Source organism: Stutzerimonas kirkiae, assembly GCF_004327335.1.
In the GTDB taxonomy this organism is placed as follows: Bacteria; Pseudomonadota; Gammaproteobacteria; order Pseudomonadales; family Pseudomonadaceae; genus Stutzerimonas; species Stutzerimonas kirkiae.
Genome location: NZ_QJUO01000021.1, coordinates 38643 through 51304, shown reverse-complemented (window position 1 = coordinate 51304; position 12662 = coordinate 38643). Strand labels below are relative to the sequence as shown.

General features: G+C 63.4%; 10 protein-coding genes. 7 read left to right on the top strand and 3 right to left on the bottom strand.

Going from position 1 to position 12662, the window contains the following annotated elements:
* Window positions 1-17: 17 nt before the first annotated feature.
* The 3 genes from fdxA to DNJ95_RS12575 form a co-directional block, all read right to left on the bottom strand.
* Window positions 18-341: a ferredoxin FdxA gene (fdxA, locus tag DNJ95_RS12585; protein ID WP_131185080.1), complete on the bottom strand. Its 324-nt coding sequence runs from the start codon at window positions 339-341 to the stop codon at window positions 18-20.
* 341 nt (window positions 342-682) lie between these two features.
* Window positions 683-3256, bottom strand: coding sequence for a DNA mismatch repair protein MutS (mutS, locus tag DNJ95_RS12580; protein WP_131185079.1), 2574 nt, complete (start codon window positions 3254-3256; stop codon window positions 683-685).
* Window positions 3257-3448: 192 nt separating this feature from the next.
* Window positions 3449-4609 (bottom strand): GGDEF domain-containing protein, encoded by a 1161-nt coding sequence (locus tag DNJ95_RS12575; RefSeq protein ID WP_131185078.1) that lies wholly within the window; start codon window positions 4607-4609, stop codon window positions 3449-3451.
* Between the two features lie 745 nt (window positions 4610-5354).
* Between DNJ95_RS12575 and DNJ95_RS12570 the strand changes: the two genes are divergently transcribed.
* From DNJ95_RS12570 to dapB, 7 genes are all read left to right on the top strand, one after another.
* Window positions 5355-5852, top strand: a complete 498-nt coding sequence (locus DNJ95_RS12570) for a CinA family protein (protein WP_131185077.1) — start codon at window positions 5355-5357, stop codon at window positions 5850-5852.
* Between the two features lie 84 nt (window positions 5853-5936).
* Window positions 5937-6983, top strand: a complete 1047-nt coding sequence (gene recA, locus DNJ95_RS12565; protein WP_131185076.1) for a recombinase RecA — start codon at window positions 5937-5939, stop codon at window positions 6981-6983.
* Window positions 6984-6996: 13 nt separating this feature from the next.
* A complete protein-coding gene (gene recX, locus DNJ95_RS12560) occupies window positions 6997-7440 on the top strand; it encodes a recombination regulator RecX (RefSeq protein ID WP_131185075.1) in 444 nt (147 codons plus the stop codon).
* A 215-nt stretch (window positions 7441-7655) separates the two neighbouring features.
* The gene (gene grpE / locus DNJ95_RS12555; RefSeq protein WP_131185074.1) at window positions 7656-8225 is read left to right on the top strand and encodes a nucleotide exchange factor GrpE; all 570 of its coding nucleotides are present in this window, start codon (window positions 7656-7658) and stop codon (window positions 8223-8225) included.
* A 96-nt stretch (window positions 8226-8321) separates the two neighbouring features.
* Window positions 8322-10235, top strand: a complete 1914-nt coding sequence (dnaK, locus tag DNJ95_RS12550; protein WP_131185073.1) for a molecular chaperone DnaK — start codon at window positions 8322-8324, stop codon at window positions 10233-10235.
* A gap of 121 nt (window positions 10236-10356) precedes the next feature.
* Entirely contained in the window at window positions 10357-11478 is a 1122-nt protein-coding gene (dnaJ, locus tag DNJ95_RS12545; RefSeq protein WP_131185072.1) for a molecular chaperone DnaJ, read from the top strand.
* An 86-nt stretch (window positions 11479-11564) separates the two neighbouring features.
* Window positions 11565-12365, top strand: a complete 801-nt coding sequence (gene dapB / locus DNJ95_RS12540) for a 4-hydroxy-tetrahydrodipicolinate reductase (protein WP_131185071.1) — start codon at window positions 11565-11567, stop codon at window positions 12363-12365.
* Window positions 12366-12662 lie beyond the last annotated feature (297 nt).

The following is a 12662-nucleotide window of genomic DNA, read 5'->3' as shown; positions in this document are numbered from 1 at the left end:
GGTCAATCACGCGGACCCTAGCGCTCCAGATGCTGGATCTTGCCGGTGACGCCATCCCACTCGGCGGCATCGGGCAGCGAATCCTTCTTCTCGGTGATGTTCGGCCAGACTTCCGCCAGTTCGGCGTTCAACTCGATGTATTCCTGCATATCGTCCGGCACTTCATCTTCGGAGAAGATGGCCTGGGCCGGGCACTCGGGTTCGCACAGAGCGCAATCGATGCACTCGTCCGGGTGAATCACCAGGAAATTCGGGCCTTCGTAGAAGCAGTCCACCGGACAGACTTCCACACAATCGGTGTACTTGCACTTGACGCAGTTGTCGGTGACGACGAAGGTCATTTCTAGCTATCTCCTCAGGCGTGTCGATTGGCACGACAGTGGTATGGCGGCACCAGGCATACCGCCCATCCAAAAAATGTGCGCGATTCTAGCAGCTTTCATGTGCAGGCTGTTGACTTTTGGGTTAGCTGCATTATTGCGTCGAATTCGCATCTGTCAGGCTGGCTACCTTCCCCCGTCGATCTCCTTGCAGGCGGGGGCCATAAAGCCTGAAGAGCCGGAGAGAGCGCTGGCGGCTGGACGAAGTGTGGTGTTCACTTTTTCGTCCAGTCTTCAGCGCTCTCTCCGGCTTTATGGCCGTATCCGGTCGTCGCTTTCCAGCAACATTGAGGGCATGGCCCTCAGATACGTTTTTTCAGGCTATAAAGCAGTTCCAGCGCCTGCCGGGGCGTCATTTCATCCGGGTCGGTGCGATGGAGTTCTTCGATCACCGGGTGTGGCAGGCTGGCGAACAGATCGCTTTGCATCGGCGCTGCTGCCTGGCCGGGCGCCATTTTCGGCGATTCATGGGCCAGGCTGTTGCTCTCCAGCCGTGACAGATGGTCGCGGGCGCGGCGAATGACTTCCTCCGGTACGCCCGCCAGTTGCGCCACCGCCAGGCCGTAGCTCTGGCTGGCCGGCCCCGCCAGGACGTGGTGCAGGAAGACGATGCGCTCTTTGTGCTCGGTGGCCGACAGGTGCACGTTGCTGACCACCGCTTCGCTCTCCGGCAGTACCGTCAGCTCGAAGTAGTGGGTGGCGAACAGGGTGAAGGCGCGCAGGCGCGCAAGCTGTTCGGCGGCGGCCCAGGCCAGCGACAGGCCGTCGAAGGTGCTGGTGCCGCGGCCGACTTCGTCCATCAGCACCAGGCTGCTGTCGGTGGCGTTGTGCAGGATATTGGCGGTTTCGCTCATTTCGACCATGAAGGTCGAGCGGCCACCGGCGAGGTCGTCGGAAGAGCCGATACGGGTGAAGATGCGGTCCACCAGCGACAGCTCGCAGGCGGCGGCCGGCACGAAGCTGCCGATCTGCGCCAGCAGCACGATCAGTGCGGTCTGGCGCATATAGGTGGATTTGCCGCCCATGTTCGGACCGGTGATGATCAGCATGCGCGTGTCGTCGTCCAGCCCCAGGTCGTTGGCGACGAACGGGGTGTCGAGCACCTGCTCGACCACCGGGTGGCGCCCCTGCTCTATGCGCAGGCAGGGCTGTTCGGTGAAGCGCGGGCAGTTCAGGTCGAGGTTGAGCGCGCGTTCGGCCAGGTTGCTCAGCACATCCAGCTCCGCCAGCGCCACGGCGGACTCCTGCAGCGGCGCCAGGTGCTCGATCAGTTGCTCGATCAGTGCTTCGTAGAGCTGCTTCTCACGTGCCAGGGCGCGGCTCTTGGCTGACAGTGCTTTGTCTTCGAACGCCTTCAGTTCCGGGGTGATGAAGCGCTCGGCGCCCTTCAGCGTCTGGCGCCTGATGTAGTCGGGGGGCGCCGATTCGGCCTGCTTGCTCGGCAATTCGATGAAGTAGCCATGCACGCGGTTGTAGCCGACCTTCAGGTTGGCCAGGCCGGTGCGGGCCTTTTCCCGGGTCTCGAGGTCCATCAGGTACTGGCCGGCGTTCTCGCTGAGCGATTGCAGTTCGTCCAGTTCGGCGTCGTAGCCGCTCTTCAGTACACCGCCGTCACGGATCACCGCCGGCGGTGTGTCGATGATGGCGCGTGCCAGCAGTTCGGCCAGCTCCGGGTAGGTGCGGATGCTGCCGGCCAGTTGCAGCAGGTGTGGTGCTTCCAGGTTCTGCATCGCCTGCTGCAGTTGCGGCAAGGCGGCCAGGGCATCGCGCAGCCGCGCCAGGTCGCGCGGGCGGGCGTTGCGCAGGCCGATGCGCGCGAGGATGCGCTCCAGGTCGCCGATATCCTTGAGTTGTGGCTGGATCGACTCGAAACGGTAGTGCTCCAGCAGGCAGGCGATGGACCCCTGGCGTGCCTCCAGCACTGCGCGGTCGCGCAGTGGGCGGTGCAGCCAGCGGCTCAACAGGCGGCTGCCCATGGCGGTCTGGCTGCGGTCGAGCACCGATTGCAGGGTGTTGTCGCGACCGCCGGCGAGGTTGGTATCCAGTTCCAGGTTGCGGCGGGTGGCACCGTCGAGCACGACGGTTTCGTCCAGGCGTTCATGGCGCAGGCGGCGCAGGTGCGGCAGCGCGGTGCGCTGGGTTTCCCTGGCATAGGCCAGCAGGCAACCGGCGGCGCCGATGGCCAGGGTCAGGTTTTCGCAGCCGAAGCCCTTGAGATCCTGGGTGGAAAACTGCTGGCAGAGGCTCTTGTGCGCCGAGTCGCGGTCGAAGTCCCAGGGCGCGCGGCGGCGCACGCCGCGGCGTTTTTCCAGCGGCAGGCCCTGTGGCCAGTCATCGGGAATCAGCAGTTCGGCCGGGCTCATGCGCTCCAGTTCGGCCAGCAGGTTTTCCCAGCCCTTGAGTTCCTGCACGCTGAAACGGCCGCTGGCGATATCCAGCACCGACAGGCCGAACAGTTTCTCGTCGCCGAGCACGGCGGCCAGCAGGTTGTCGCGGCGCTCGTCGAGTAGCGCTTCGTCGCTCACCGTGCCGGGGGTGATGATGCGCACCACCTGGCGCTCCACCGGCCCCTTGCTGGTGGCGGGGTCGCCGATCTGTTCGCAGATCACCACCGACTCGCCGAGTTTCACCAGGCGTGCCAGATAGCCTTCGGCGGCGTGGAAGGGGATACCGGCCATGGGGATGGCCTGCCCCGCCGACTGCCCGCGGGCGGTCAGGGTGATGTCCAGCAATGCGGCCGCGCGCTTGGCATCTTCATAGAACAACTCGTAGAAGTCGCCCATGCGGTAGAACATCAACTGGTCGGGGTGCTGGTTCTTCAGTTTCCAGTACTGCTGCATCATCGGTGTGTGAGCGGAAAAATCGTTTTTACTCATATGGATCGGTCACTTGTATTTGCTGTACTGGAGTTTGCGGCAGGTCGAAGCCGCTGCCGGGCCGCTCATGGCCAGGAAAGGCGCACCCAGGCGCAGTTCGGCGGGGCAGGCCGCACTGTGGAATGTCATTGCGCCGGGCCGGCGTGATGCAGCTGTTCTCTGCACCTGCCTGTTTCCGACGGGCTGCTGCGTTCAGGCTGGCGGCTCTTCCGGCAGCATGCAGATACGGTCACGCCCCGACTGCTTGGCCTGGTAGAGCGAGATATCGGCTCGTTCGATAGCGTGCGCCAGGTCAGCCGCAGAGGTTACCAGCGTCAGCCCGAAGCTGACAGTGACCTTGCCCGGGATGGCGCTGAAGCGTGTCAGCGCCAGTTGCGACTGGATCCGTTGCGCCACGCTGCGGGCGTGGCCGGCATCGGAGCGGTTCAGCAGTATGATGAACTCCTCGCCACCGAAGCGGGAGACCAGGTCATCCCGTCGTACCTGCTCCGTCAGGATATGGGCGACACTCTGGAGTACCTGGTCGCCGGCGGTATGTCCCCAGGTGTCGTTGACCTGCTTGAAGTGATCGACATCGCAAGCGAGCAATGCCCAGGGTGCCAGGTTGCTGTCTTGCAGGGCGCGCTCTGCCGATTCGAAGAAAGCGCGGCGGTTGATCAGTTGCGTGAGAGGGTCGCGATTACGCTCTTCGTGCAATACCCGCATGACATCGCGCAGGGCGCAGGCGAGCAGGATGAACATGAACCAGATACTGAAGATCAGGCTTGCGGCCAGGGTCAGTAGCCAGTAGCCGGAGCGCGTCAGCATCGCCATCTCGTAGTCGGGAGCCAGGGCCATGATGAGCAGGGGGCGCAGCAGCGCATAACCGACGCAGGCGATGTACGACCAGCGGACGATGCGCTCCAGCGTATCGCCCGGGTTCCTTCTGCGGAGAATGCTGCGAAACGGCAGCAGGTACATCAGTGCCAGCGCCGTGTTCAGGCAGATCGCTCGAGTCCAGAGTTGCTCCTCTACCCTCGAGTAGTAATAGAGGAGGGCGAGTGTCGTGACACCGATGACGATAGCCAGTGGCAGCGAAACATCGCCGCCATGGCGCATCGCCAGGCCGCGTGTCAATGCCCAGCCGCCGACCAGGTAGAGCGCAGCGGCGATCACCGACCAGTCGGCAAGCTGCTCGTTGCTCATCAGCGATTGCACCGCCATGGCCAGCGCCGGCAGCAGGTATCCGGTCGCCAGCCAGGGCAGGAAATGCTGCTGGCGCAGCACCCTCCAGCAGGTGAACAGGGCCATGCCCAGCAGGAAGATGCCTATGGGGACGATGAGTACGAAGTAGTGGTCGGGAGGCAGGTTCACGAGGATGAGAGTATGGAAGTATTGTCGTAGGCGCCAAAATACAGGGTTCCAGCGCTTTTGGGCATGGACTCGGGTGTGACATCGGGGCGCTCGCGTTATCCCGTTGGCAGCGGCAGGGGGCTTCGATAAGGGCGCTGGGCCGTACTATGAAAGGCACGGGCTCGCGGGCGTTCTTCGTGTTGCGTACGGCCTCCAGCTTTCCCGGCGCTCTTTTCGGCCTTTTCGCCACGCGTGGCGCACATGGCGTCATGAGCGGAGGGATGCGGGAAGGAAATGCGAGGGCCTGTTGACGTTTCGTCGAGACTGCGCCGGAGCCTGTTTTTGCACCAGGCAAGGCACGAGATGCGAAGTTTGTTCAGCGCGTCCATGCGCTTCACCCCTTCGGGGCTTACGCCCAAAAACGCTCCTGGCGTTTTTGTAGTGGGCTAAATGAGCCATCGAGTAACGCAGCCTCGTGCAAAAACAGGCCCGGCCCTTCGGGTTGTGCAAGAAATCGCCCCCGCTGTCGTTGCAGGACTTGACAAGGGAGTGGCCATTGCCTGCGTCCTGCGCAATCTCCAGGGATGGAGTGAATGCCGCAAGCCCGTCAGGAACGGGCGCGGCCTAATCAGGGGCGATTTCTCACGACAACGCGGCTTGCGACGAAACGGCAACAGACCCTAAGGTGTCGCTCCAACGCCGGACCGGTTGGCGGGAGGCTGTCGTCTGCTGCCGGATTTCCGATCTATAACGAGATGGAGGCCTTATGGAACTGGAAGCACTGGCGGATGAACTGGGGCGGCTTCTACTGCACCTGGGGCATCAGGTGACGACCGCGGAATCCTGCACCGGTGGCGGCATCGCCGAGGCGATCACTCGCGTGGCCGGCAGTTCAGCCTGGTTCGAAGCGGGCTATGTGACCTATTCCAATGCGCAGAAGACCCGCCAACTGGGAGTTCCCGGCAACCTGCTGGAGCAGGTGGGCGCGGTCAGTCGCGAAGTAGTGGAAGCCATGGCGAGAGGCGCCCGGGCCGCCAGTGGCGCTCATTTCGCCGTGGCGGTCAGCGGTATCGCCGGGCCGGGGGGCGGTACGCCGCACAAGCCGGTGGGCACCGTCTGGTTGGCCTGGGCGGCGGGTGAGCGGGTGCTCAGCGAGCGCCACCTGTTCCCCGGTGACCGCCAGGCGGTCAGGCGGGCGACGGTGCGGGTGGCGCTGCAGGGGCTGATCGAACTGGCGCGTGGAGAAAAAGCGCTACAGGGCTAGGCGTGACATTTGGGCTATGTTCTAATACTGGCTACTTATACAGTTGTTGTGGCCTATGGCCCTCTTGATCAAGTGAGGATTGCAATGGACGAGAACAAGAAGCGCGCCTTGGCTGCCGCCCTGGGGCAGATCGAGAAACAGTTCGGCAAGGGCGCGGTGATGCGCATGGGGGACCATGAGCGTCAGGCCATTCCCGCCATTTCCACCGGCTCGCTGGGGCTGGATATCGCGCTTGGCATCGGCGGCCTGCCCAAGGGGCGTATCGTCGAGATCTATGGGCCGGAGTCTTCGGGCAAGACCACCCTGACCCTTTCCGTGATCGCCGAGGCGCAGAAACAGGGCGCTACCTGCGCTTTCGTCGACGCCGAGCATGCGCTGGACCCGGACTATGCCGGCAAGCTGGGCGTGAACGTCGATGACCTGCTGGTTTCGCAACCGGATACCGGCGAGCAGGCGCTGGAAATCACCGACATGCTGGTGCGCTCGAACGCGGTCGACGTGATCATCGTCGACTCGGTGGCCGCGCTGGTGCCCAAGGCCGAGATCGAAGGCGAGATGGGCGATGCCCACGTCGGCCTGCAGGCGCGACTGATGTCCCAGGCGCTGCGCAAGATCACCGGCAATATCAAGAATGCCAACTGCCTGGTGATCTTCATCAACCAGATCCGCATGAAGATCGGCGTGATGTTCGGCAGCCCGGAAACCACCACCGGCGGCAATGCGCTTAAGTTCTATGCCTCTGTGCGCCTGGATATCCGCCGTATCGGTGCGGTGAAGGAGGGCGACGAGGTGGTCGGCAGCGAGACCCGGGTCAAGGTGGTCAAGAACAAGGTGGCGCCGCCCTTCCGCCAGGCCGAGTTCCAGATCCTCTATGGCAAGGGTATCTACCGCAATGGCGAGGTCATCGACCTGGGCGTGCAGCAGGGGCTGATCGAGAAGGCCGGCGCCTGGTACAGCTACCAGGGCAGCAAGATCGGCCAGGGCAAGGCCAATGCCGCCAAGTACCTGGAAGACAATCCGGACGTGGGCAATGCCGTCGAACAACAGATCCGTGAAAAACTGCTGGTGGTTTCCGCGAATTCCAGCAAAGGCAATGCTCCGCTGGACGATTCGCTCGATAGCGATGCCTGAATAGTGCCAGGCCATGCTCGATAACCCGCTTGCGGTACGCCGTGCCGCCATGGACCTGCTGGCTCGGCGAGAGCATGGGCGGATCGAGCTGGCGCGCAAGCTGCGCCAGCGTGGGGCGGGCGAAGCACTGATAGAAGAAGCCCTCGATCGCCTGGCCGAACAGGGATTGCTCAGCGAAGCCCGGTATCTGGAAAGCTTCATCCGTAGCAAGGCCATGGCCGGCTACGGTCCCCTGCGCATTCGCGAAGAGCTTGCGCAGCGTGGGCTGCCCCGTGCCGATATCGAGGTGGCGCTGTCCTCCAGTGGTTTCGACTGGGCGGAGCGGCTGCGACAGGTCTGGGAGCGCAAGTTCGCCGAGTTGCCGGGCAATGCTCGTGAGCGCGCCAGGCAGGGGCGTTTCCTCGCTTACAGAGGCTATCCGCAGGATATGATCGGGCGCCTGTTGTCCGGGCGTTGAGCTTTGTTCCCGGGTCGTAGGGGCGGGCTTGCCCGCCAACGGCATGCCGTTGCCCATGAGGTTTTCATCTTCGCGACCAAGGCCGCACCCGCGCCGGGTGGAGGGCGGACTTGGCCGACCGGCCGTGTTTCCAGGGCCTTGAACATGCATCGAATGCCCCCATATAGCGTGCAGGTGCGGGCTGTTTCCCGCGGATGCATTGTATGGAGAACGGTATGGCAGACGAGCAGAACCTGGATAACCAGACCCCGGACCTGAACGAGGAAGCGGTGGCCGAGGCGAACGGCGATCTCGCCGGGCGTGTGCAGGCGCTCGAAGAACAGTTGGCGACGGCCCAGGATCAGTCATTGCGCGTCGCCGCGGAATTGCAGAATGTTCGTCGTCGCGCCGAGCAGGATGTGGAGAAGGCGCACAAGTTTGCACTGGAGAAGTTCGCCGGTGACCTGTTGCCCGTGCTCGACAGCCTGGAACGTGGCCTGGAGTTGTCCAGCCCGGACGACGAGGCGATCCGCCCAATCCGCGAAGGGCTGGAGCTGACCCTCAAGCTGCTCCAGGACACCCTGGCGCGCCACCAGCTGTTGCCACTCGATCCGCAGGGCGAACCCTTCGACCCCGAGCACCACCAGGCCATGGCGATGGAAGAAAGTACCCACGCCGAACCCAACAGTGTGCTCAAGGTTTTCCAGAAGGGGTATCTGCTCAATGGCCGCCTGCTGCGTCCGGCCATGGTCGTGGTCAGCCGTGCTCCGGCGCAAACGCCACCTTCGATCGACGAGCAGGCTTGAAATTCATTGCGTCACCCCCATCTTCAGGGCAAGCGTTTTAGTGTTACCGCAGCCGGTAAACGGGCGCGGAAATTCAGGAATTCGGGAGAGAGATAAATGGGCAAAATCATCGGTATCGACCTGGGGACCACCAACTCCTGTGTCTCCATTCTGGAAGGCGGCAACGCCAAGGTCATCGAGAACGCCGAAGGCGGGCGCACGACCCCTTCGATCATTGCCTACGCCAACGACGGCGAGATTCTGGTCGGCCAGTCGGCCAAGCGCCAGGCGGTGACCAACCCCCACAACACGCTGTACGCGGTCAAGCGCCTGATCGGTCGTCGTTTCGACGAGGACGTGGTGCAGAAGGACATCAGCCTGGTGCCCTACAAGATCGCCAAGGCTGACAACGGTGACGCCTGGGTCGAAGTGAATGGCCAGAAAATGGCGCCTCCGCAGATTTCCGCGGAAATCCTCAAGAAAATGAAGAAGACCGCCGAAGACTACCTCGGCGAGCCTGTCACCGAAGCGGTCATCACCGTTCCGGCCTACTTCAACGATAGCCAGCGCCAGGCCACCAAGGACGCCGGTCGTATCGCCGGCCTGGATGTCAAGCGCATCATCAACGAGCCGACCGCCGCGGCGCTGGCCTATGGCATGGACAAGACCAGGGGCGACCACACCGTGATCGTCTATGACCTGGGCGGCGGTACTTTCGACGTGTCGGTGATCGAGATCGCGGAAGTCGATGGCGAACATCAGTTCGAGGTGCTGGCCACCAACGGCGACACCTTCCTCGGCGGTGAAGACTTCGATATTCGCCTGATCGACTACCTGGTCGACGAGTTCAAGAAAGAAAGCGGCATCAACCTCAAGGGCGATCCGCTGGCCATGCAGCGCCTGAAGGAAGCGGCGGAAAAGGCCAAGATCGAGCTGTCCTCCAGCCAGCAGACCGATGTCAACCTGCCGTACATCACGGCCGATGCCAGCGGGCCGAAGCACCTGAACGTGAAGATTTCCCGCGCCAAGCTGGAAGCGCTGGTCGAGGACCTGGTGGCGCGTACCATCGAGCCTTGCCGTACCGCCCTCAAGGACGCCGGTATCGATGTCGGTGCCATCGACGACGTGATCCTGGTCGGTGGCCAGACCCGTATGCCGCTGGTGCAGCAGAAGGTCGCCGAGTTCTTCGGCAAGGAAGCGCGCAAGGATGTCAACCCGGACGAAGCCGTGGCCATGGGCGCCGCCATCCAGGGCGCGGTACTGGCTGGCGATGTCAAGGATGTGCTGCTGCTGGACGTTTCCCCGCTGACCCTGGGTATCGAAACCATGGGTGGCGTGATGACCGCGCTGATCGAGAAGAACACCACCATCCCGACCAAGAAGTCGCAGGTGTTCTCGACGGCGGACGACAACCAGTCCGCGGTGACCATTCACGTCCTGCAGGGCGAGCGCAAGCAGGCCGCGCAGAACAAGTCGCTGGGCCGTTTCGACCTGGCCGAGATTCCGCCGGCGCCGCGTGGCGTGCCGCAGATCGAAGTGACCTTCGATATCGACGCCAACGGTATCCTGCATGTGTCCGCCAAGGACAAGGCGACCGGCAAGCAGCAGTCCATCGTGATCAAGGCCAACTCGGGCCTGTCCGAGGAGGAAATCGAGCAGATGGTGCGCGATGCCGAGGCCAACGCCGAGGAGGACCGCAAGTTCGAGGAACTGGCCGGTGCGCGCAACCAGGGCGACCAACTGGTGCATGCCACTCGCAAGATGCTGGCGGAGGCGGGTGACAAGGCTTCCGAGGAAGAGAAGGGCGCCATCGAGAAGGCCATCGGCGAGCTGGAAGCGGCGATCAAGGGTGACGACAAGGCCGAGATCGACGCCAAGGTGGCTGCGGTTTCCCAGGCTTCTTCCTCGCTGGCACAGAAACTCTATGCCGAGCAGGAGCCGGCCGGCGACGCCAAGCCCGCAGCCGATGAGGCCAAGGGCGGCGACGACGTGGTCGACGCCGAGTTCGAGGAAGTCAAGGACAATAAGTAAGCCCGGCTTGCCTGTGTTTCAGCCCCGCTGCGTGGCAGCCGGGGCCTGTATCCGCCACGCGGGAGCTTGCTCCCGCGTTGGCGTGTCTGGGGAGGAGAGGTTTCAAAGGTGTTGAAGACTTATGGCAAAGCGTGACTATTACGAGGTGCTCGGCGTCGAGCGCGGTGCCAGCGAGGCGGAGCTGAAGAAGGCCTACCGACGTCTGGCGATGAAGTACCACCCGGATCGCAACCCGGACGACAAGGACGCGGAAGAGAAATTCAAGGAAGCCAACGAGGCCTACGAAGTGCTTGCCGATGCGAGCAAGCGCGCCGCCTATGACCAGTATGGACATGCCGGCGTCGATCCGCAGATGGGCGGTGGCGCAGGCCATGGCGGCGCCAATTTCTCCGATATCTTCGGTGATGTCTTCAGTGATTTCTTTGGTGGCCAGCGTGGCGGCCAGCGCGGTGGTCCCCAGCGGGGCAGCGACCTGCGCTACACGCTCGAGCTGGATCTGGAAGAAGCCGTGCGCGGCACCACGGTCACCATTCGCGTGCCGACCCTGGTCAACTGCAAGACCTGCGATGGCTCCGGGGCCAAGAAAGGCACCAGCCCGGTCACCTGTACCACCTGTAACGGTATTGGCCAGGTGCGCATGCAGCAGGGCTTTTTCTCGGTACAACAGACCTGCCCGCGCTGCCATGGCACCGGCAAGATGATCACCGACCCCTGCGGCTCCTGCCATGGCCATGGTCGGGTCGAAGAACAGAAGACCCTGTCGGTCAAGGTGCCGGCAGGTGTGGATACCGGCGATCGCATCCGCCTGTCGGGCGAAGGCGAGGCCGGCTCCCTGGGGGGGCCAGCCGGAGACCTGTACGTCGTGGTCAGCGTGCGCGAGCATGCGATCTTCCAGCGCGACGGCAAGCACCTGTATTGCGAGGTGCCGATCAGCTTCGCCGATGCCGCCCTGGGCGGCGAGCTGGAAGTGCCGACCCTGGATGGCCGGGTCAAGCTGAAGATTCCGGAGGGCACCCAGACCGGCAAGCTGTTCCGCTTGCGTGGCAAGGGCGTTGCGCCGGTACGTGGCGGTGGTGCTGGCGACCTGATGTGCCGGGTCGCGGTTGAAACGCCGGTCAACCTGAACAAGCGCCAGCGCGAGTTGCTCGAGGAGTTCCGCAAGACCCTCGACGGCGACGACTCCCACTCACCCAAGGCCAGCGGCTGGTTCGAGGGTGTGAAGCGCTTCTTTGGCGATGTCTGAACCCCGCCGCAAGCTGCAAGCTGCAAGCCGCAAGAGGGTATTGCGCTTGGCTTGTGGCTCGAGGCTTGCAGCTTGGAGCTGACTCTATGCAACGAATAGCAGTGACGGGCGCCGCCGGGCGCATGGGAAGGATCCTGATCGAGGCCGTGCGCCAGGCCGAGGGGGCGCAACTGAGTGCCGCCATCGACCGGCCGGACAGCAGCCTGATTGGCGCCGATGCGGGTGAGCTGGCGGGACTTGGCAAGGTCGGCGTGGCGCTGGTCGGCGAGCTTGGCGTGGTGACCACCGATTTCGATGTGCTGATCGACTTCACCCACCCCAGTGTGACCCTGGCGAACCTGGGAACCTGCCGGCAGGCCGGCAAGTCCATGGTCATCGGCACCACTGGCTTCAGCCCTGAGGAAAAACAACGGCTGGCCGAGGCGGCGCAAGAGATTCCTATCGTCTTCGCCGCCAATTTCAGCGTGGGCGTCAACCTATGTCTGAAACTGCTGGATACCGCTGCGCAGGTGCTGGGGGACGAGGTGGATATCGAGATCATCGAGGCTCACCACCGGCACAAGGTGGATGCGCCTTCCGGCACAGCGCTGCGCATGGGCGAGGTGGTGGCCAACGCGCTGGGCCGCGATTTGCGCAAGGTTGCGGTTTATGGTCGCGAGGGTCAGACCGGTGCTCGCGAGCGCGAGACCATCGGCTTCGCCACCGTGCGGGCCGGCGACATAGTGGGCGATCACACCGTGCTGTTCGCCGCCGATGGCGAGCGCGTGGAGATCACCCACAAGGCTTCCAGCCGCATGACCTTCGCCAAGGGCGCCGTGCGCGCGGCACTCTGGCTCCAGGGCCGCCCTGCCGGTTTGTACGATATGCAGGACGTATTGGGGCTTTGACGTGGCCGGAAGCTTGAAGCCATAAGCTGGAAGAAAAGTTTGACAGGGTGGCGGCCCTGTCTTTCAGGCCGATGATGCTTCTGGTGTAGTGGCAGGCATCAAATGTCGCGCCAGTGGCATGCGGGCAGCGTTTTCGCGGCCAGGGCCGCTTCTGCGGATGTATGCTGCCATCCGAATCCGCCCGCAAAACCACTCGCGCCTTGCCCTATGCGCGGACGGTTGTTAGAGTTTGCGCCACTTTTTATACGCGCCTTGTTTGCGCCATTTTTCCCACGCGTTCGCCCCAGGGCCCTTCCC

Coding starts and splice junctions, on each gene's coding strand:
- recX (WP_131185075.1), top strand. CDS start 6,997: ATGCTCGATAACCCGCTTGCGGTACGCCGTGCCGCCATGGACCTGCTG.
- fdxA (WP_131185080.1), bottom strand. CDS start 341: ATGACCTTCGTCGTCACCGACAACTGCGTCAAGTGCAAGTACACCGAT.
- mutS (WP_131185079.1), bottom strand. CDS start 3,256: ATGAGTAAAAACGATTTTTCCGCTCACACACCGATGATGCAGCAGTAC.
- dnaK (WP_131185073.1), top strand. CDS start 8,322: ATGGGCAAAATCATCGGTATCGACCTGGGGACCACCAACTCCTGTGTC.
- dnaJ (WP_131185072.1), top strand. CDS start 10,357: ATGGCAAAGCGTGACTATTACGAGGTGCTCGGCGTCGAGCGCGGTGCC.
- grpE (WP_131185074.1), top strand. CDS start 7,656: ATGGCAGACGAGCAGAACCTGGATAACCAGACCCCGGACCTGAACGAG.
- dapB (WP_131185071.1), top strand. CDS start 11,565: ATGCAACGAATAGCAGTGACGGGCGCCGCCGGGCGCATGGGAAGGATC.
- DNJ95_RS12570 (WP_131185077.1), top strand. CDS start 5,355: ATGGAACTGGAAGCACTGGCGGATGAACTGGGGCGGCTTCTACTGCAC.
- recA (WP_131185076.1), top strand. CDS start 5,937: ATGGACGAGAACAAGAAGCGCGCCTTGGCTGCCGCCCTGGGGCAGATC.